The sequence below is a fragment of the Neomicrococcus lactis genome (assembly GCF_014200305.1).
In the GTDB taxonomy this organism is placed as follows: Bacteria; Actinomycetota; Actinomycetes; order Actinomycetales; family Micrococcaceae; genus Neomicrococcus; species Neomicrococcus lactis.
Genome location: NZ_JACHBL010000001.1, coordinates 1190132 through 1209386, shown reverse-complemented (window position 1 = coordinate 1209386; position 19255 = coordinate 1190132). Strand labels below are relative to the sequence as shown.

The window sequence follows — 19255 nt, the reverse complement described above, 5'->3', positions numbered from 1 at the left end:
TTTTGCGAGAACTAGACGGCGCAACTGAGATAGAAGAGGCGCCGATAGAATAGCCATAGCTGTCGACGCCAGAAGTATTAGAGCGCGAGAACCATCGGTCGCCAGACCGAACCAACCAAAGGAATCCATGTCTGCCGAATTGTTGAGTGGCCGCAGCGCCCGTATGGAACGCACCACGAGCGAATCCAGCGTCGTCGTTGAGTTGAACCTTGATGGCACCGGACAGTCCAACATCGATACGTCCGTGCCTTTCTACGACCACATGCTCACGGCGCTCTCGAAGCATTCCCTGATTGACCTCACGGTCAAGGCGACTGGCGACACTCACATCGACGTTCACCACACGGTAGAAGACATTGCCATCACGCTGGGCGAGGTCTTGAAGTCGGCACTGGGCAACAAGGCCGGTATCCGTCGCTTCGGTGAAGCAACGGTTCCTTTGGATGAGGCGCTGGCCAACGCCGTCGTGGATATTTCGGGACGTCCATTCATTGTTCACTCGGGAGAGCCTGCTGGCCAGGAATACCACCTCATCGGCGGACACTTCACCGGATCGCTGACCCGTCACATTTTTGAATCGATCGCTTTGCACGCTGGCATTTGCATGCACATCACCGTGATCGCCGGCCGCGACCCGCACCACATCGTGGAGGCTCAGTTCAAGGCATTTGCTCGCGCATTGCGTCAGGCCGCTGAGTTGGATCCACGCATTGGCAACGCCATTCCGTCCACGAAGGGTGCGCTCTAAGATGTCCAAGCCAACGGTGACCGTTCTTGATTACGGTTCCGGAAATGTGCGCTCTGCCGTCCGCGCGCTCGAGCACGTCGGCGCCGAGGTCAAGCTCAGCCGCGATGCCGATGATGTCCTCAACGCTCAGGGACTCTTGGTTCCCGGCGTGGGCGCGTTCGCAGCCGTCATGGATGCTCTCAAGAGCGTTGGTGCGCTGAAGTGGATTGGTCGCCGCGTTGCCGGCAACCGTCCCGTGATGGGCATCTGCGTGGGACACCAGATCTTGTTCGAAGAAGGCGTGGAGCACGGCGTTCGAACGCCAGGTATGGGGGAGTGGCCGGGAACGGTTGAACTTCTCAAGGCAGACGTTGTCCCTCATATGGGGTGGAACACCGTCGAGCCTCCGGCCGACTCTCAGCTCTTCAAGGGCGTCGAAAACGAGCGCTTCTACTTCGTCCACTCGTACGCGGTGCAGGAATGGAACTTCTCTGTTGCTCAGCCACGCATGAAGCCGCCGGCTGTCACGTGGTCTCAGCACGGAGAGAGCCGATTCATCGCTGGTGTTGAAAACGGCCCTCTGAGCGCTGTGCAGTTCCACCCTGAGAAGTCGGGCGACGCCGGAGCTCAACTCCTGAAGAACTGGCTGGAGACGCTCTAATGTGGTCAATCGTTCTCATGGCTCTGGGTGGAATTCTCCTCGGTGGAGCGTGGTCGCTGAAACAGCAAAAGGCTCACATCTCCTGGATCATCACCGCCGTCGTACTGGCTATCGCAGCGCTTGCCGCAGCGTGGGCACTGACCTACACCACCTGATTACCAACAGACCTTAGAAGCAGAACCGGGTATTCCCGGGAGAAGTCGCCGAACATTTGAGTGCTCGGCGGCATCGGATAGAACGGAAGAACTATGAATACCTCGATTCTTGAATTGCTCCCCGCCGTTGACGTCGCGGACGGACAAGCCGTACGCCTTGTACAGGGCGAAGCTGGCAGCGAGACCGGTTACGGCGATCCGCTGGAAGCTGCCATGGCTTGGCAGAACGACGGCGCCGAGTGGGTTCACTTGGTTGACTTGGATGCCGCTTTTGGTCGCGGAAACAACACTGAGATCTTGCGTCGCGTGGCTGACCAGCTGGACATCAAGGTGGAGCTCTCCGGCGGTATTCGCGATGACGAGTCTTTGGACCGCGCTCTCGAGTTCGGTGCGGAGCGCGTGAACTTGGGTACGGCAGCTCTCGAAAACCCAGAGTGGACTGCTCGCGCCATCGAGCGTTACGGCGACAAGATCGCTGTGGGCCTCGACGTTCGCGGAACCACGCTTTCCGCTCGCGGCTGGACCAAGGAAGGCGGCGACCTCTGGGACGTGCTGCAGCGTCTCGAAGATGCAGGCTGCGCTCGCTACGTGGTCACGGACGTCACCAAGGACGGAACGCTCCGCGGACCCAACGTTGAACTCTTGAAGCAGATGACCGAACGCACCAACAAGCCAATCGTGGCTTCCGGCGGCATCTCCAGCCTCGATGACCTTCGCGTGCTGCGCGAACTCGTTCCACTCGGTGTCGAAGGCGCGATCGTGGGCAAGGCGCTTTACGCCGGCCGCTTCACGCTTCCCGAGGCTCTCGACGTCGCTGGCCGTCGCTAATTCCGCTAGCGGCGGCTAACTTGGCTGGCCGCTAGCACTTCCCGCCACTGGCACTCGCTTCACCGTCGCTACGAAAGCCGCAATGTCGCACCAATCATCAGCTGATCAGCACGCTGACCACAACGCTGACCGCACCGACGGCCACAACTCAGGCCACGGTCATCATCACGGCCATGACCATGCCGAAGGGCACAGTCATAACCAGAGTCATGCCCACGGTCAGAACGGCGAGGGCGCGCAGCGTCACCTCCCGGGCCACATTGCGGCTGCTCTTGCGAAGGCTGGTCAGTTTACCGACTCTGCTGGTGTGCCATGGGCGGGTCGAGATCTCTCAGACAGCGCGGATCCGCAGCACCAGTTCGAAAATGACAACGGCCTCGCCAATCAGCAGCTCGCGGAAGCGATCGCCAACCTTGAAGGCGGTGAGCCGCCGTTCAGCATTGAGGGCGTTGCCGCCGCTGAAAAGAAGGTCATTGAAGCGCTCGCACGTGCACGAGTCTTTGTTCCCGTGGTCGCTCAACTCGCTGAAGGCGGCCTCGGCGAACACGGCTTTGCCGAAGACAAGCAAGCCGATATGGCTCTGGTCTGGCTGAATGCTCCGGACGGCCGCAAAGCGCTTCCGATTTTCTCCGAGGTCGCAAAGCTCACGCAGTGGCACCCGGAGGCACGTCCCGTGGCGGTGTATGCGGCGCGTGCAGCCCTGAGTGCTGTCGCGGAAGAAGCGCAATTGTTGGTGCTTGACCCCGCGAGTGAAGCAACGTTCGTAGTCCGCCGACCAGCCATGTGGGCACTTGCCCAGCAGCAGGACTGGACGCCGAGCTACGCGGACACCCAGCTACAGAAAACGCTCCAAGATCTGGCACAGGGCGAGCCTCTTGTGGAGGGATTAGAGTTGTCTCCGGGGCGCGGAGTGACCTCTCAAGACCGGGCTGGCAAGGTGCTTCTCGGTGGCGGTCCGGGCCCAGAAGTGATGGTCACAGTTCACGTCATGGATGGAATCACCGCGGAGCAGGCTCAGCTTGTTGCGCAATCGGTCGCTCGGAAACTTGGTGAGAAACAAGACTTCGCACTCGCCGTGGATACCGTGGAGCTCAGCTTGGCTCGCGGCACCTCTTCGCATCTCTAAGCTTCCCGCAGCGTTATTCACTAGCAATCCGTCCTCGTTCACACCCTGATCAAGGAAGATCGAACCCCAATATCCTGGGGAGAAATGTGGAGTCGTTCGTTGAATTTCGAGCGCTATAAAGAAGTCCTCGCCATCCCCGGCGTTCCATTGCTGTTGTTCGTGGGTCTCATTGCACGCTTCCCACACGCGGCCGCCGGCGTCATGCTCACGCTGCATGTCGCGCAGACGCTCGGCATGGACTGGGCGAGTGCTGGACTGGCCGGTGCCATCTTTACGATCGGCATCGCAATCGGCTCCCCATGGCGCGGCCGCTCGATCGACATGAAGGGACTGCGCAAAGCGCTCATCCCGTCCATCATTTCTGAAGTCACCGTGTGGAGCATCGCCCCGCACGTCAGCTTCCAGTGGCTCTTGCTTTTGGTCTTCGTAGGCGGCGTCTTTGCCCTGCCGGTCTTCTCCGTCATGCGCCAAGCGCTCAGCATCATGGCGCGCGGTCACAAGCGCCGCTCCGCCTACGCGTTGGACGCGATCGTCACCGAAATTGTCTTCATGACCGGCCCCGGAGTCGCCGCACTCGTGGCCACCATGATCTCCAGTGTGGTGGGCCTGACGGCAATCGGTATCGCCAGCTCGCTCGCTGGCGTGGTTCTCATGATCGCCAATCCGCCGATGCGCTCCGGTGACGGAACCTTCCCAGAGGATGACACCGCGGATCAGGGCGCCTTCAACGAGGTCACGGCATCCACCACGATGGGCGGTGCAGCCACCGCTAGCGCCGATGTTTCTGACGAAGTCGCAGCGGTCACGGGCACCATCCCCGTGCAACGCCCACTCTCTCCACGGCAGCGCCGCTTGCAGAAGATGCGGCATCGAGTGCGTCGCCAAGTCGGTAGCAAGGTGACGTCGCAGTTTGGTTGGGTGACGCCTGCCGTCCTGGGACTTTTGGTCATTTCCGCCGCCGCGGGACTGCTCTTCGCAGGTTCCGACGTGGACATCGTAGCCGTCAGTGGTGCAGCGAATCAGTCGTCCCAGCTGTGGATCGTGTTCGTCTTTTGGTCCGGCGCTTCCCTCATTGGTGGCCTGATCTATGGGGCACAGTCGCGGCGCATCAACCCCGTGTGGTTGCTGTTGGCGATGGCCGCTTTCACTATTCCCGCGCTGATGGCCGATAACGTCTGGCAGCTCGGGTTGCTCCTCATTTTGCCCGGCTTGGTGTGCGCACCACTGTTGTCTTCGGCCTCTGAGAAGCTCGCGGACATCGTGGACGAAGAACGTCGGGGCGAGGCCATGGGCTGGTACGGCTCGGCCATGACGGCAGGTTCAGCGATCGGTGCTCCAGGCGCTGGCATCTTCATCGATACTTTGGGTCCCGGTCACGGATTCATGGCGGTAGGCGTCGCGGGCGTCATTCTTGCGTTGGTTGCCATTTTTGCCGGTAAAGCACGACGCCGCCGGCTCGCTTCGTGAGCGAAACCGACGGCGTCGAGGGCTATCAGAAATAAGAGACTAACGAGCGCGATAGCTCGTTAGGGAAATCAGTTAGTTGACAGGACCGGTGAACTTTTCGCCGGGACCCTTGCCTGGCTCATCAGGGATGATCGAGGCTTCGCGGAAGGCGAGCTGCAGCGTGCGCAGGCCATCGCGCAATGGACGTGCGTGCTGGTTTCCAACTTCAGGAGCGCCAGCGGTAATCAGGCCAGCGAGGGCGGTGATGAGCTTGCGAGCCTCGTCGAGGTCCTTGAGCTCTTCAGCGTCTGCGCCTTCGGCAAGACCGAGCTTCACTGCTGCGGCGCTCATCAAGTGCACTGCCGCCGTCGTAATCACCTCGACAGCGGGCACCTCCGAAATATCGCGGATCTTGTCCGCATCCGTAGCGGATGCAGACGGGTGTGGAGCGGTGTGAGCGTGCGTCTCTTGGTGAGCTGCGGCGTCGAACTCAAAACGGGATTCGGAAGGTGAAGTCATGAGCCCAAGTTTTTCACACTCAATCCATGAATATGAATGAAGGTGTCCTACGGCACGCCAGAGACCGCCGATTCGCGCGTAAGAACCGTCTTGTGTAGAATTGACCGAGCAAGTGGAGGCCTTCTCCCACCCGCAGTCGCCTCAGGGCGTCCGGGTCATTCGGACCAACGTTCACGTTGGCGGTAGAATTTTGAGCTACCACCGATATTTGAGGCCTTCGTCTGCACTGCAGCGGGGGCCTTTTTCCGTTGCAGAAAGCACTCAAACTGTACCGAACATCAGGAGTTCACATCAGCGATCCACGCATTAACGATCGAATCCGCGCCGCAGAGGTTCGATTGGTTGGGCCAAACGGCGAGCAGGCCGGCATCCAGCCGATTGAAGTAGCTCTTCGCCTGGCCCTTGAGGCTGATCTTGATTTGGTGGAGGTGGCACCTAACGCCAACCCTCCTGTGTGCAAGTTGATGGACTTTGGCAAGTACAAGTACGAAGCCGCTGTCAAGGCGCGCGAGGCGCGTAAGAACCAGACGAACACGATCCTCAAAGAGATCCGTTTCCGTCTGAAGATCGACAAGCACGATTACGAGACCAAGACCGGTCACGCGATGCGCTTCTTGGGCGCCGGTGACAAGGTCAAGGCCATGATTCAGTTCCGTGGCCGTGAGCAGCAGCGTCCGGAGATGGGCATTCGCTTGCTTGAAAAGTTTGCTGAAGACGTTGCTTCGGTAGGCATTGTTGAGTCCAGCCCGCGCATCGATGGCCGCAACATGGTCATGGTGATCGGCCCGCTCAAGAACAAGGCCGAAGCTAAGGCTGAAGCTCGTCGTCAGGCTCAGCGCGAAAATGATCGCGCAAAGGCAAATGGCGAAAAGGCGAAGATCGACACGGAAAACCCGGAAAGCATCGGGCAGACCATGGGAGATTCGCTGTCTGAGGACATGCTGGCGAAGCTCGCAGCTGTGTCCGGCGCTGACGCTGAGGTTGCTGAAACCGAAGCTGCAGATGCCACCGCAGTTGAAGCCACTGAGACTGAGACCCCTGCCGAAACGGTAGAGGCACCATCAGCAGAAGCTAAGGCTGAGGAAGAAAAGCCAAAGGCGTTTGAGGTTCCAAAGTTCGAGCTCGATCCGTCGATGCCACCTTTGCCTCCTCGCGCTCAGACGCGTCCTTCGTCTCGTCCGTCTGCCGCTTCACCGCGTGCAGCAGGCGTCACCAAGGCTGCTCCAGGCGGCGGACGCTCGTCCGGACCGCGTTCCACGGGATCGCGTCCATCGACGGGTGGTCCACGTGGAGATCGTCCGGAACGTTCCGATCGTCCAGAGCGTTCGGATCGTACGGACCGTTCGGCAAGCGCACCACGTCAGGACCGCTCTGAGCGTCCGGCAAGTGCACCGCGTCCGGCATCGGCTCCACGTCCAGCCAGCGCAGCATCTGCTAGCCCGGCTGCAGCGCCAAAGCCAAGCGTCGCATCGAATTCAAGCGCCATGCCGAAGCCTTCGGCTAGCGCAGCGAAGCCAGCGGCTCCTAAGCCAGTCGGAGCTCCTAAGCCGGCCCCGAAGCCAGCAGCCGCAGCTAAGCCTGCTGCTCGCCCGGACTCGAAGCCAGCACCTAAGCCAAAGTCTGATTCCTAAGGAGTCAACGCAACCTGTGCTCGCACAGGAGTTGATTCTGGAGTCAAAGACTTGCCCGAGGGGAAACCCTCGCCAGACCAAGCGGTCCTCGCATGAGAGCCGCTCAAGATCCTCGGTACTGCGAGCAGTATTGAGAACACGTAAGGAGAACGGCGGATATGCCGAAGTTCAAGACCCACAGTGGCGCCAAGAAGCGCTTCAAACTCACCGGTTCCGGCAAGCTGAAGCGCCAGCAGGCTAACCGTCGTCACTACCTCGAGCACAAGCCATCGACGTTGACCCGTCGTCTTGCGAGCGATCGCATCGTCTCGAAGGCAGACACCAAGACCATCAAGCGGATGCTCGGTCTCTAACCACCATTTTTGGGGTGTTTGCCCCAGTTCAATCGATCGCCGAGGGCTATCGCTGAAAGCAGCGAAGCCGAGTAGGCCGGAGTAAAGGAGTACACACGTGGCACGTGTGAAGCGGGCGGTCAACGCCCACAAGAAGCGTCGCGTCGTTCTGGAACGCGCAAAGGGCTACCGCGGACAGCGTTCCCGCTTGTACCGCAAGGCTAAGGAGCAGTTGCTCCACTCGTACGTTTACAGCTTCAATGACCGCCGTAAGCGTAAGGGTGACTTCCGTCGCTTGTGGATCCAGCGCATCAACGCTGCATCCCGCGCCAACGGCATGACCTACAACCGTCTCATCCAGGGCCTCAAGGCTGCTGAGGTTGAGGTTGACCGCCGCATGCTTGCTGAGTTGGCTGTTTCTGACGCCAACGCTTTCACCGCATTGGTGAAGATTGCAAAGGACGCTCTTCCAGCAGACGTTAACGCTCCAGCTGACAAGACCGCCATGAAGGCTTCTTCCGCTAAGGCAACGAAGGCTGCTGCCGTCAAGGTTGTTTCCGCAGCTCCTGCTGCTAAGGCTGAAGTAAAGGATGAGGCTCCTGCAGCTTCGTCCACCAAGTCTGAGATCGCTGGCGCCGTCAAGGCTGTTGACGGTGAAGCAGCTCCTGAAGGATTCGTCGTCAAGGGCAACTCTCAGTCCAACAAGTACCACGTTCCAGGCTCCACCTGGTACGAGCAGACCCAGGCTGAGTACTGGTTCGAGTCCATCGAAGCCGCCAAGGCTGCTGGCTTCGAGCCAGCCGGTGGCGAAGCTCGCCAGCAGATGCCAGAGGCCTAAGACCTCAAGTCTTAGTCTGATGTTTAGAGCGCTATAGCGCTCACGGTGAAGGACGGAATCCGCATCAGGATTTCGTCCTTCACTTATGTCCGGAACTTTTATGCAGGCCCAACACCTAAGGTGGAACTATGTCTTTCGGAAATCATGAAGTGATGTCCAATCCTCGCGCTGATCGCGTCCGGGATGTTGCGCGATTGAGCACGGCGAAGGAGCGTTCCAAGCGAGGCGAGTTCCTGGCTGAGGGCCCGCAGGCAATCCGTGAAGCGCTGCGCCGTCACCACGCGTTGGAGGCCGCCGGGGAGCCGGGCATTGTTCAGGCTGTCTATGCCACGAGCGTGGGGTTGGACCGTCTGGATGAGCTGAATGATCTGCGGAACCGTCCGCTGGTTCGTGAAGTCACGCCAGAAGTGCTCATTGCCATGGCTGACACCGTCACGCCGCAGGGCATGGTTGCGGTGTGCCGCACAGAGACGATTTCTATCGAAGAGCTCGTGGCGCGCAAGCCCAAGCTCATTGCTGTGCTGTGCCGCGTGCAGGATCCCGGAAACGCTGGCACTATTTTGCGTGCCGCCGATGCTGCCGGCGCGGACGCCCTGATCATCACGAGCGAGAGCGTGGACATCTTCAATCCCAAGGCCGTTCGCTCCACCGTTGGTTCGTTGTTCCACGTTCCTGTGGCCACCGGCGTGAGCGTGACTGACCTAGCGGCAGTGTTCGGGCCCGCTGGCATTCAGATTCTTGCCGCGGACGGTTACGGGTCCTTGGATTTGGATGAGCTACAGGAAGAGAGCGTACGACGACGCTGGCTCACCTCAAGCGAGTCCGCTCCGGACGCAGGGGGAGGGGCGGAGGAGGGTGGCGTCGTCGTCCTCGATAATCCAACCGCGTGGCTCTTCGGTAACGAAGCCCGTGGTTTGAGCGAAGAAGAATTGGCACTTTCTGACGCACGCGTGGCCGTGCCTTTGTACGGAATCGCGGAATCTCTCAACGTGGGTACCGCTGCAACCGTGTGCCTCTATGCCTCGGCGCGCGCTCAGCGCCGTGCAAACAAATAATGTGTTGCGAGCCGATAATATTGGGTAGTAAATAACTTTTTCGTAACAAAATTGAGGATTACACATGGCTGCTTCAGGGGGCACCAAAGCGGTTGTCGCGGCACTCGCCGCTAACTTGACGATCGCACTGTTTAAATTCGTTGCGTATTTCTTGACGCTCTCGTCATCGATGCTCGCGGAAGCTATTCACTCGGTCGCTGACTCCGGTAACCAGGTGCTTTTGCTGGTTGGCGGCAAGAGGGCTACCAAGCAGGCCAGCCCGCAACACCCGTTCGGCTACGGTCGCGAGCGCTACATTTACTCGTTCATCGTCGCCATCGTGCTGTTCTCTGTGGGCGGCCTGTTTGCGCTGTATGAGGCTTACCAGAAGTGGCAGCATCCGCACGGTATTGAAGGTGAATGGTGGTGGGTGCCGCTTGCCGTTCTGGTAGGTGCGATCATCGCGGAGAGCCTATCCTTCCGTACGGCCATCATCGAGTCCAATCATGTGCGCGGTAAGCGGACGTGGGGGCAGTTCATCAAAACGGCCAAGTCTCCCGAACTTCCCGTGATTTTGCTTGAAGACTTCGGTGCGTTGCTCGGCCTGATCTTTGCACTGGCAGGTGTTTCGCTGACGCTCGTGACGGGTAACGGCATTTTTGACGCTCTCGGCACCGGCATGATTGGTGTGTTGCTGGTGATCATCGCGATCGTCTTGGCAGTGGAGACAAAGTCATTGTTGCTCGGTGAGTCTGCAACTAAGGAAAACGTGCGCTCCATCGAGAATGCGATTCAGGCGGACGGCACCGAGATCATTCACCTCAAAACCCTGCACTTGGGTCCTGAGGAGCTCTTGGTAGCGGCCAAGATTTCTGTTCCGGCTCATGCCAGTGGACAGCAGATTGCGGAAGCGATCGATAACGCCGAGAAGCGTATTCGTGACGAGGTACCGATTGCTCGCATTATTTATCTAGAGCCAGACATCAAGCGCGAGGATATCGCAGCACAGAATGTCTAATCTCAAACAGATTGTTGGCGCCGCGATTGTTGACTCACTCGCGGCGCCAAGCCGTTTATTGGTAGCACGCCGTTCTGCGCCGCCGTCCCTTGCGGGCATGTGGGAATTCCCTGGTGGAAAAGTGGAACCGGGGGAGACCTGCGAAGCCGGGTTGGAGCGCGAGATTCGCGAAGAGCTCGGTGTGGCCGTGACTCTCGGTTCTGAACTCGAAGGTCCGCTAGAACAAGGCTGGCAACTGAATCCAGGCGCGGCCATGCGCGTGTGGTTTGCCGAGATTGCTGACGAGGGCGTTCCCGAGCCACTTGAAGATCACGATGAACTGCGGTGGCTCTCGCTCGAGACAGAAGAAGTTCTCGAACTCGACTGGATCCCTGCCGACTATCCGATTCTGCGGGAGCTATTGCGGCGCGTGAGCTGAGCGCCATCACGCGTTAACCCGCTGAGTCTGCGTTGCTCTTAGTCAGCTTCGAGCGAGTGCGCAAAGCGGATGAGGTTTCCGTCCCCGTCCACGTGAGCGCCCTCGCGGAGGTTGTACTCCGTGTTTTGCGGCAACATGGTGGGGCATTCGTACTCGAGTGTTGAGGTGGCGTTTTGCCATTCTTCGGCCAGACGATCCGCGTCATCGACGTAGACGAAGACTGACGAGAAGTTCTTCAGTGGGTCGAGTTCGTCAAACTCCCAGAAGTGGAGATTGATGTGATCGCGGCGTGCATACGCGTATGCCTCTTCGCCTGCGTAAGTGGTGACGCGGAAGCCGAGGAGCTCATAGTGCTTGACGGCGCGCTCAAGATCAGACACCGGAAAGACAGCTGCTGAGGATTGCAGAATAGCCATACTGTGAGCCTAGGTCAGGCATTCCGTCACTGGCGCACATATGGCCTGTGTTCTACATGAATTCACGACAAGTTCACTTTTTAACGTGCAACGGCGGGTCTTGTCAGCCCGGAAAAACCGGTAAATGACAGGACCCGCCGCCGGCTCGAAGGATCAGATCCTTCGAAGCTGAGCTTCCCTTCTCACACTTCTATTAGAACAAGTGTACTAGCCAAAGTCAACCCTCATTAGAACAAGATTCTGATGTGGATAGTTCGGGGATTCTCTTTCAGAGCAGCGGGGCTGAGCAACGTAACCTGCTGGCTGCAAGGTACAAGAGTTCGCTTACTGTTGTCTCATGGGTAAGTTGGGGAAGATCGTGTTAGCCGTTTCGTTGGTTTTCAACGCACTTGGACTCATAGCCGTCGTTATGTATGTTTCGCACGTAGGGCCACGCACCGTAGCGGAGCAAGCGGGGATCTTAGAACCGCGTCGTCCAGCATTTCAAACATATGCAGACGAACGCTTCAACGATCTCCCTGGTGCAGACATTCTGATCATTGGTGACTCGCTCGTCGAACAAGGTCGCTGGAGCGAGTTACTTGACCGGCCGGTCGCCAACCGTGGGATGTACGGGGCACGAACAGCAGAAATTACGAGTTGGGCCTCGAAGATCAAAGAGGAAACCAGGACTGTGGTTGTGTGGGCTGGCACCAACGATGCACCGGGCCATGATTCTTTTGCGAACGATTATGACCGCTTACTTTCAACCATTGAGGCCGCCACCGACGCTCGGATCATTGCCATAACGGCACCACCAACAACGCTTCTGGATGTCAGCTCGGTCAACGCAATAATCAAATCCGTCTCGGCAAAGCACGGAGCGACCGTTCTCGATGTCACCGAGATCTTCCAGAATGGAAATCTTCATGCCTTGGATGGTCTGCACTTGAATGGCGCGGGCTATGTTCAAGTTTCAGCGCTCCTGCAACGAGAGATTGAAACCGAATAGCTCGTGTGCCCCGGCATGAAAACTACTAGAGTGCTTCGCATCAGTAGTGAGCAACCTCTAGGAGGGAGCGTGCGATGACCAAGGCGATGCCTAATGGTCCAAGGATAGCGCGGATGGGCTTCGTGCTCTTCATATCTCTTGTCGCGGGGCTAGTCGCGAATCTTGAATCACAAATCTCAATGGGAATTTTTCAACGTCAGCCGGCCACGATTGATCCGGGAAGAATCGATGATATGTGGGTGCTGATTGTTGTCGTATTGTCCTGTGCTCTTGTGCTAAAAGCGGCAACCGCTGCCAGGCCGCAATTCATCATGGACGAGGAATATTAGCCGACGTTCTAGTGCTTTTTCTGGGCCCAGTTCTCATTCGCGCATCGACTGTTGGAAGCCAATAGACGGACTGGCTATTCTGGGCATTTGCTCCACTGGGGATCGTGATGTCTCTGACACTACTCACACGCGAACTCAAGATATGGCTCTCCGACGCCTCTCGTTCCGTCTCAATGTGGGTACCAGTTTTCGTGCTTGGCTTCATCGTCGCCATCGGCTGGATGTCCGGGCTACTACGGGACGAGGCCTACCTTTGAGCTGTTTCCATCCTTGGCTGTCAGCGGGATCGTCGCTTGGTATCTAACGTCAGACGTCCAAAATCTCGACACCGGAGTGGCAGTCAGTAGTATTCAAAAGTGATTCTTTTGACAGGATTTGAGCCTTTCGGCGAACATGACACGAACCCCAGCCGCCAAGCAGTGCAGATCGCAGCCAGGGAATTGGCTCAGCGCGGTACTGACGTCAGCGCTGAAATTTTGCCCGTCACTTTTGAGGGATCGTCCCGAGTGCTTCGCGAACTCGTGGATTCGCGCGACTGGGAACTTATCGTCTGCGTGGGAGTTGCCGGCGGACGCGACAAGGTGAGCCTGGAACGCGTGGCCATCAACGTTGATGATGCACGTATTCCTGACAACGACGGCGCTTCGCCCATCGATGAGCCAATTGCTGCGGACGGCCCGGATGCCTACTTCTCACGTTTGCCTCTGAAGCGTGGACTCGTGGCGATTCAGGAGGCAGGTATTCCCGTTGAGGTTTCCAATACGGCGGGCACCTACGTCTGTAACCACGTGTTCTATGAACTCATGCACGCGCTGCGGGACCAGCCAGAGATCCCGGCAGGCTTCGTGCATATTCCGGTTGCGGAAATGCTGAGCGCGCAGGATGCGGCGACAGCCCTCGTAGCGCTGGTTGAAACGACCCTCCGCGCCCGGCGCTCCCAGCTCAAGGACCTCAAAGTCTCAGCTGGTGCCGAACACTAGAGCAGCTCGAACTCCACCTGCAGATCAACGCTGTGGGTCAGTTCGCCACCCAGTACGGGCATGTCCGCTGAATAGCTCGCAACTGTCTTAGATTCCCTGGCGAAGCGGATAGGGGAGGATGGCTCCACGTCTTCAAGAATTCGCACCACACCGCCGAGCGTTTTCTGTGCCAGACCAGCAAGCTGTTCGGCTTTGCGGAAAGCATCCTGAAACGCCTCTTCGCGGGCTTCACTGAGTACCTCGCCCACTGTTGAGGAGGAGTATTCAATTCCACCGATTCGTGCACCGTCACCACCGGAACGCACCACGGCGGACAGGACCTGAGAGACGCCCGTCAATGGCACGTCCGTTGCCGTCACCGTGACATTGGAAATGTAGCCCGCCAGCACAGAGCTGTTATCGATCCATTGCACGTCTGTGTTCAAAGCGATCGAGGCGGTGGAAATTCTCGCGGTTGGCGCGGCCGAGCTGATTTCTGGAACTACCTGTTGGGCCACCTTGGACACGTTTTCGTAGGCGGCTGCGGCATTGTCCGCACGAGCTTCCAACGGAATATAAACAGTGGCCTTGTCAGGTGCAGACATGGCAAATCCGGTGCCTCGCACGGTGATGGTGTTTGCCGGTGCTGTTGAAATGTTGGGGCTCATAATGGTCGCCTTTCAGAGGGGCCTGTTGTTGAGGTGGGGTGACGTCGGGTCCGCAGGGCCGCGACCAAACTTCGAGTGGGTTGTTCACGATACCCGCCGGCTTGAAGTCCAGCATGACGTTCAAATGGATTCCTGGAGGCGGGGTCTCCGGTGCGGAGCAAGGACCACGCGACCGACGCGAAATACAGTGGCAAGAACGGTAAGCCGAGGCAAAAGACGTACTGCCACGAGTGGCGCGCTTCGTGTGCCATGAGTTCTGGAACTTCGCGAGGGTCCGTGTAGTGCGGCCTAAAGAAGATGACGTTTCCCACGGTGAACGCTCCAGCGACGGGGAAGCGGCGCTCATAATTTTTCGCCAAGATGAGCCCATCGGGCCCAAGCTCCAGGTCACAGTGCGTGAGCGACGCGAGGATCGTGCCCAGCGGCGTTGTCAGGTTGAGCGTATTGCATCCCGCCCGCAGCACATGTGAAAAGCGCACGTGATCAGTCTAAACATCCAGTATCCACAGGGGGTGTACTTAAGCCGCTTGTCCACTAGTGTGGAAACTCCAAGGCACCCTTTAGGTGGCTCACAGGGGGAATCATGAAAAAGACGGCGAAAATCCTCCCACTACTTGTGGCGGTGATGTTCCTATTGACTGGCTGCGTCAAACTCAACATGGATTTTGTGGTTCGCGCCGATGATACGGCTGACCTGGCCATGGTGATGGCCGTTAAGAAAGACGTGCTGAACGGTCAATCCGTTGATGACTTCTTGCAGCAATTTGGCAACGGTGCCGATCCTTTTGAAGACCTTCCTGCCGAGGCGAAAAGGGAAACGTATTCGGATGACACTTATGAGGGCTACAAAGTCAGCATGTTGAATCAGCCATTGAAGGACGTCATGAACGAGTCCGCTACCAACGCCAACGGCAAGATTGAACATCGCGATGGCAAGTTCTTTGTGGAAACCACGTCGCTCGACATGGGTGAGAACGCTAGTCAAGCCAAGACGATGTTCTCCGAGGCCACCATGTCCTTTGCCTTCCCCGGCAAGATCGTCAATGCCACAGAAGGCGGCGTCATTGAGGGCAACAAGGTGACCTATCAGATCTTCGATCTTCCCAACGGCACTGTGCTCAAGATCGAGGCCGAAGACGGCACCGGCCCTAACCTCACGTTGCTGTGGTGGGTACTCGGTGCGCTCGCAGTACTGCTAATTGCTGGCTTGGTCTGGTTCCTCTTGCGCCGTAATAGGAAGGACGACGCCGCAGCTTCCATCCCAGCGGAGGCCGACGGAAATACCGCAGTGGTGAGCGATGACATTCCGGCATTGCCGGACCATGAGCCTCGGCGCGCGGAGTCATCGGAGAAGAACACCCCATAACCATTTGGTGTTCTCAGAGCGCTTGAATTTAGCGCCGGTACTTTGCGCGACTAAACTTGAAACGCACCTATCCACGTCTCAAAGGCTAATGACGCATGTCTGAGAACCCCACAGCATTAATTCCGCATCCCACTGACGAGTCCGCCATCAACGCTGCGGTCGAAGCAGCGATTGCGGCGTTTGACGCGGCGAGCGATCTTGAAGAACTCAAGACGGCTCGTCTGGCACATACTGGGGAGAAAGCCCCACTGACTCTCGCTAACCGTGAGATCGGCAAGCTCGATAAGTCAGAAAAGGCCATCGCCGGCAAGCTGCTGGGCGGTGGACGTGGACGCGTGCAGAAGGCTTTGGCCGCACGCACCGAAGTGCTCGAAGCCGAGCACGCGGAAAAGATGCTGGTTGAAGAGACCGTTGATGTAACGGCTGCGCCTCGCCGTCGTCGTGTAGGTGCCCGTCACCCACTTTCCGTTTTGCAAGAGCGTGTTTCCGACATCTTCGTGGGTATGGGTTGGGAAATTGCCGAGGGGCCAGAAGTAGAACACGAATGGTTTAACTTCGACTCCTTGAACTTCAAGCCGGATCACCCTGCACGCGAAATGCAGGACACGTTCTTCGTGGATCCACCGGAAGCACACTTGGTGCTCCGCACACACACCTCTCCTGTGCAGACCCGCTCCATGCTGGACCGTGAACTTCCGGTCTACGTACTGTGCCCGGGCCGCACCTTCCGCACCGACGAACTCGATGCCACGCACACCCCTGTCTTCCACCAGTTCGAAGGCCTTGCCGTAGACAAGGGCCTCACCATGGCAGATTTGCGCGGTACGCTCGAGCACTTCGCTCGTCAGATGTTCGGCGAAGAAGCCAAGATTCGTTTGCGTCCCGCCTACTTCCCGTTCACGGAGCCTTCCGCGGAGCTCGACATTTGGCACCCAGGCGCCAAGGGCGGACCACGCTGGATTGAGTGGGGTGGCTGCGGCATGGTCAACCCCAACGTGTTGCGCGCTTCGGGAATCGACCCTGACGTGTACACCGGCTTCGCTTTCGGTATGGGCATCGAGCGCACGCTCATGTTCCGCAATGACGTTTCTGATATGCGAGACATGATCGAAGGCGATGTCCGCTTCAGCCAGCACTTCGGGATGGAGATCTAATTCATGCGAATTCCACTTTCTTGGTTGCGCGAATACGCGCAGGTTCCAGCAGACGCTACTGCTGAAGACGTGATGGCAGACCTCGTGAAGGTCGGCCTCGAAGAAGAAGACGTGCACCGTCCCATGGACGAGCTGTCTGGTCCCATTGTGGTGGGTCAGGTTCTTGACCTCGTCAAGGAAGAACAGAGCAACGGCAAGACCATCAACTGGTGCCACGTTCGCGTGGTTCCAGAAGGCCAAGAGCAGACGCTCACCGGTGACGGCATCGATCCTTCGGGCGTTCAGGGCATCGTCTGCGGTGCTCACAACTTCGAGGTCGGGGACAAGGTCGTTGTCACGCTTCCCGGAGCGGTACTTCCCGGCGACTTCCGCATTGCACCTCGCAAGACCTACGGTCACGTGTCCGCTGGCATGATCGCTTCCGTGCGCGAGCTTGGCATCGGCGATGACCACGACGGCATCTTGGTGCTGTCGCGCATCGGTCTTGATCCAGAGCTGGGCACGGACGTTCTTGAACTTCTGGGTCTTCGTGATGAAGCTGCAGAAATCAACGTCACCCCAGACCGCGGTTACTGCTTCTCCATCCGTGGTGTCGCTCGTGAATACGCTCTTGCCACGAACACCCAGTTCACGGATCCTGTTGCACAGGTCAGTGCTCCTGCCGCCACGAACGACGGCTACCAGGTTCGTCTTGAGGACCAGAACCAGATCTACGGAGTTCCAGGTTGCGACCGCTTCGTCGCACGCGTGGTGCGCGGCGTCGACCCAAGCAAGCCAACCCCACCATGGATGGCATCTCGTTTGCGTTTGGCAGGAATGCGTTCGATCTCCTTGATCGTCGATATCTCCAACTACGTCATGCTCGAATACGGTCAGCCGTTGCACTTCTACGATGCTGACAAGCTGCAGGGCCCCATCGTGGTCCGTCGTGCAAACGCTGGTGAAAAGCTCACCACCCTCGATGAGAAGGTGCGCGAGCTCCACACCGAGGACTTACTCATCACGGATGACCGCGGGCCTATCGGTCTCGCCGGCCTAATGGGTGGAGCTGAAACCGAAGTTGGAGACTCTACGGTCAACGTTCTCATCGAGTCGGCGCACTTTGACGCTGTCTCTATGGGACGCACGCGTCGTCGTCACAAGCTTCCTTCCGAAGCCTCTAAGCGCAACGAGCGCGGCGTGGACTGGGAGATCGCGGACGAAGCAGCGCAGCGCGCCATCGACTTGCTCGTTGAGCTTGCTGGCGGTACTCCAGATGTGGCTGTCACCGACGCAGGCGAGCGCCCAGCGGCCACCGTCATCTCCTTGGATACGGCGTTCCCAGGAAAGCTCATCGGCATCGAATACACCACGCAGCAGATCATCGACGTGCTGACCTCCTTGGGAGCCACGGTGGAGGGTGATGCCTCGAGCACCACGCTTCAGGTCACCGCGCCATCTTGGCGTCCAGACCTTGAGACCCGTGAAGATCTCGTCGAGGAAATCGCACGCCTTGTGGGCTACGACAAGATCCCTTCGACGCTACCTACGGCCCCTCCAGGCCGTGGCCTCACGCGCGTCCAGACCCAGCGTCGTCGTGTTCTCCAAGCGCTCGCAGACGCGGGCCTAACGGAAACCCTCGCTTACCCGTTCGTCTCGACCGCGCAGAACAACCTCTTCGGCACGCCTACCGCGGGTGAAACGGTCAAGGCGATCAAGCTCGCTAACCCGATCTCTGCTGAGTTCGGTTTCATGCGCACGTCCTTGCTCCCGGGCCTCCTCGAGACCGCGCGCCGCAACTACTCGCGTGGCTTCCGCGATCTTGCTCTTTACGAGGGCGGACTCGTGTTCTTGCCGGGAGAGACCGTGGGCACCCCGACGCTTCCAGTGTTGGGTGAACTCCCATCTGAGGAAGTTCTTGAAGACCTCTTCTCGAGTGTTCCTGACCAGCCTTGGCGCGTTGCCGCCGTACTGATCGGCCACGACTCTGCACCGGGCGCTGGCGTGACGCCACGCGCGTGGGAATGGTCCGATGCACTCGACACCGCTCTCGGCTTGGGCGACGTTTTGGGTGTTGACTTGGTGGTTTCGCAAGGTCAGCACCACGCATTCCACCCAGGACGCACCGCACAGCTCTCGCTTCCAAGCGGCGAAGTGGTGGGCTACGCGGGCGAAATGCACCCGAAGATCCTCGAAGAGCTGGACTTGCCTGCACGCACCGTGGTGCTGGAGCTGGACGCAGATGCCATGTTTGATGCGGCCGCTGACGTCATCGTCGCCAAGCCGCTGTCCACCTTCCCTGTCACCACGCAGGACGTGGCCTTGGTCGTGGACCGCTCCGTTGTGGCACAGGACGTCCTTCTTGCCCTGCGAGAAGGAGCCGGCGAGCTTTTGGAGGACGTGGCATTGTTCGACGTCTACGAAGGCCCAGGCATCGACGAAGGCAAGAAGTCCCTTGCGTTCGGTCTGCGTTTCCGCGCTAACGATCGCACCCTGACCGCTGACGAAGCATCAGAATCCCGCGCCGCAGCTGTGGCTCTGGCCAACGAGCGCTTCGGAGCAGTGCAGCGCTAGTCGCTCGCTGCTGAATCGCTCAGCAAGGCATAGAGAAGCCGCTCATCACCACAAGCAATCGTGGTGGTGAGCGGCTTCTTCAGTTT

The 19255-nt window shown here is 58.6% G+C and carries 22 protein-coding genes; 18 read left to right on the top strand and 4 right to left on the bottom strand.

Features of this window, described 5'->3' with window-relative positions; all coding sequences use genetic code 11:
- The first annotated feature begins 127 nt into the window (after window positions 1–127).
- The 6 genes from hisB to BKA12_RS05460 all read left to right on the top strand — a co-directional run bounded on the left by hisB (window position 128) and on the right by BKA12_RS05460 (window position 4964).
- Entirely contained in the window at window positions 128–748 is a 621-nt protein-coding gene (hisB, locus tag BKA12_RS05485; protein ID WP_183641322.1) for an imidazoleglycerol-phosphate dehydratase HisB, read from the top strand.
- A 1-nt stretch (window position 749) separates the two neighbouring features.
- Window positions 750–1388, top strand: coding sequence for an imidazole glycerol phosphate synthase subunit HisH (hisH, locus tag BKA12_RS05480; RefSeq protein ID WP_183641320.1), 639 nt, complete (start codon window positions 750–752; stop codon window positions 1386–1388).
- Window positions 1388–1543, top strand: a complete 156-nt coding sequence (locus tag BKA12_RS05475) for a hypothetical protein (protein WP_183641318.1) — start codon at window positions 1388–1390, stop codon at window positions 1541–1543. The genes hisH and BKA12_RS05475 overlap by 1 nt, the downstream gene beginning before the upstream one ends.
- 93 nt (window positions 1544–1636) lie before the next feature.
- Window positions 1637–2371 carry a bifunctional 1-(5-phosphoribosyl)-5-((5-phosphoribosylamino)methylideneamino)imidazole-4-carboxamide isomerase/phosphoribosylanthranilate isomerase PriA gene (gene priA / locus BKA12_RS05470; protein ID WP_183641316.1) on the top strand — a complete coding sequence of 245 codons (735 nt, stop codon included), beginning with the start codon at window positions 1637–1639 and terminating at the stop codon, window positions 2369–2371.
- An 82-nt stretch (window positions 2372–2453) separates the two neighbouring features.
- Complete coding sequence (locus BKA12_RS05465) at window positions 2454–3497, top strand: SseB family protein (protein ID WP_183641313.1); 1044 nt, start codon at window positions 2454–2456, stop codon at window positions 3495–3497.
- 99 nt (window positions 3498–3596) lie between these two features.
- Window positions 3597–4964 carry an MFS transporter gene (locus BKA12_RS05460; protein ID WP_183641311.1) on the top strand — a complete coding sequence of 456 codons (1368 nt, stop codon included), beginning with the start codon at window positions 3597–3599 and terminating at the stop codon, window positions 4962–4964.
- Between the two features lie 72 nt (window positions 4965–5036).
- On the opposite strand, the gene BKA12_RS05455 is transcribed toward BKA12_RS05460, so the two are convergent.
- The gene (locus BKA12_RS05455; RefSeq protein ID WP_183641309.1) at window positions 5037–5462 is read right to left on the bottom strand and encodes a DUF1844 domain-containing protein; all 426 of its coding nucleotides are present in this window, start codon (window positions 5460–5462) and stop codon (window positions 5037–5039) included.
- A 338-nt stretch (window positions 5463–5800) separates the two neighbouring features.
- On the opposite strand from BKA12_RS05455, the gene infC reads away from it, so the two are divergent.
- The 6 genes from infC to BKA12_RS05425 all read left to right on the top strand — a co-directional run bounded on the left by infC (window position 5801) and on the right by BKA12_RS05425 (window position 10733).
- Window positions 5801–7093, top strand: coding sequence for a translation initiation factor IF-3 (gene infC / locus BKA12_RS05450; protein WP_246361607.1), 1293 nt, complete (start codon window positions 5801–5803; stop codon window positions 7091–7093).
- 158 nt (window positions 7094–7251) lie between these two features.
- On the top strand, window positions 7252–7446 hold the full coding sequence (gene rpmI, locus BKA12_RS05445) for a 50S ribosomal protein L35 (protein ID WP_183641307.1): 195 nt from the start codon (window positions 7252–7254) through the stop codon (window positions 7444–7446).
- A 97-nt stretch (window positions 7447–7543) separates the two neighbouring features.
- Window positions 7544–8263 carry a 50S ribosomal protein L20, sunset domain variant gene (rplT, locus tag BKA12_RS05440; RefSeq protein WP_183641305.1) on the top strand — a complete coding sequence of 240 codons (720 nt, stop codon included), beginning with the start codon at window positions 7544–7546 and terminating at the stop codon, window positions 8261–8263.
- Window positions 8264–8391: 128 nt separating this feature from the next.
- Entirely contained in the window at window positions 8392–9318 is a 927-nt protein-coding gene (locus tag BKA12_RS05435) for a TrmH family RNA methyltransferase (protein ID WP_183641303.1), read from the top strand.
- 64 nt (window positions 9319–9382) lie between these two features.
- Window positions 9383–10315, top strand: a complete 933-nt coding sequence (locus BKA12_RS05430) for a cation diffusion facilitator family transporter (protein WP_183641301.1) — start codon at window positions 9383–9385, stop codon at window positions 10313–10315.
- Window positions 10308–10733, top strand: a complete 426-nt coding sequence (locus BKA12_RS05425) for a (deoxy)nucleoside triphosphate pyrophosphohydrolase (RefSeq protein ID WP_183641299.1) — start codon at window positions 10308–10310, stop codon at window positions 10731–10733. Before BKA12_RS05430 ends, BKA12_RS05425 begins: the two co-directional genes overlap by 8 nt.
- Window positions 10734–10771: 38 nt before the next feature.
- On the opposite strand, the gene BKA12_RS05420 is transcribed toward BKA12_RS05425, so the two are convergent.
- Window positions 10772–11149: a bleomycin resistance protein gene (locus tag BKA12_RS05420; protein ID WP_183641297.1), complete on the bottom strand. Its 378-nt coding sequence runs from the start codon at window positions 11147–11149 to the stop codon at window positions 10772–10774.
- A gap of 337 nt (window positions 11150–11486) precedes the next feature.
- Here BKA12_RS05420 and BKA12_RS05415 point away from each other — a divergent pair, with 337 nt between their 5' ends.
- The 3 genes from BKA12_RS05415 (at window position 11487) to BKA12_RS05405 (ending at window position 13449) form a co-directional block, all read left to right on the top strand.
- Window positions 11487–12140 (top strand): SGNH/GDSL hydrolase family protein, encoded by a 654-nt coding sequence (locus tag BKA12_RS05415; protein ID WP_183641296.1) that lies wholly within the window; start codon window positions 11487–11489, stop codon window positions 12138–12140.
- Between the two features lie 74 nt (window positions 12141–12214).
- Window positions 12215–12469: a hypothetical protein gene (locus tag BKA12_RS05410; RefSeq protein ID WP_183641294.1), complete on the top strand. Its 255-nt coding sequence runs from the start codon at window positions 12215–12217 to the stop codon at window positions 12467–12469.
- A gap of 356 nt (window positions 12470–12825) precedes the next feature.
- Complete coding sequence (locus BKA12_RS05405) at window positions 12826–13449, top strand: pyroglutamyl-peptidase I (RefSeq protein ID WP_183641289.1); 624 nt, start codon at window positions 12826–12828, stop codon at window positions 13447–13449.
- Here the strand turns inward: BKA12_RS05405 and BKA12_RS05400 are convergent.
- Both BKA12_RS05400 and BKA12_RS05395 read right to left on the bottom strand, forming a co-directional pair.
- Window positions 13446–14096, bottom strand: coding sequence for an SIMPL domain-containing protein (locus BKA12_RS05400; protein WP_183641287.1), 651 nt, complete (start codon window positions 14094–14096; stop codon window positions 13446–13448). The two genes, BKA12_RS05405 and BKA12_RS05400, sit on opposite strands and share 4 nt — an antisense overlap.
- Entirely contained in the window at window positions 14093–14575 is a 483-nt protein-coding gene (locus tag BKA12_RS05395; protein WP_183641285.1) for an eCIS core domain-containing protein, read from the bottom strand. The genes BKA12_RS05400 and BKA12_RS05395 overlap by 4 nt, the downstream gene beginning before the upstream one ends.
- A 104-nt stretch (window positions 14576–14679) precedes the next feature.
- Here BKA12_RS05395 and BKA12_RS05390 point away from each other — a divergent pair, with 104 nt between their 5' ends.
- From BKA12_RS05390 to pheT, 3 genes are all read left to right on the top strand, one after another.
- Complete coding sequence (locus BKA12_RS05390) at window positions 14680–15462, top strand: LppM family (lipo)protein (RefSeq protein ID WP_183641283.1); 783 nt, start codon at window positions 14680–14682, stop codon at window positions 15460–15462.
- A gap of 95 nt (window positions 15463–15557) precedes the next feature.
- A complete protein-coding gene (gene pheS, locus BKA12_RS05385; RefSeq protein WP_183641281.1) occupies window positions 15558–16616 on the top strand; it encodes a phenylalanine--tRNA ligase subunit alpha in 1059 nt (352 codons plus the stop codon).
- Between the two features lie 3 nt (window positions 16617–16619).
- The gene (gene pheT, locus BKA12_RS05380; protein ID WP_183641279.1) at window positions 16620–19169 is read left to right on the top strand and encodes a phenylalanine--tRNA ligase subunit beta; all 2550 of its coding nucleotides are present in this window, start codon (window positions 16620–16622) and stop codon (window positions 19167–19169) included.
- Window positions 19170–19255: the final 86 nt, after the last annotated feature.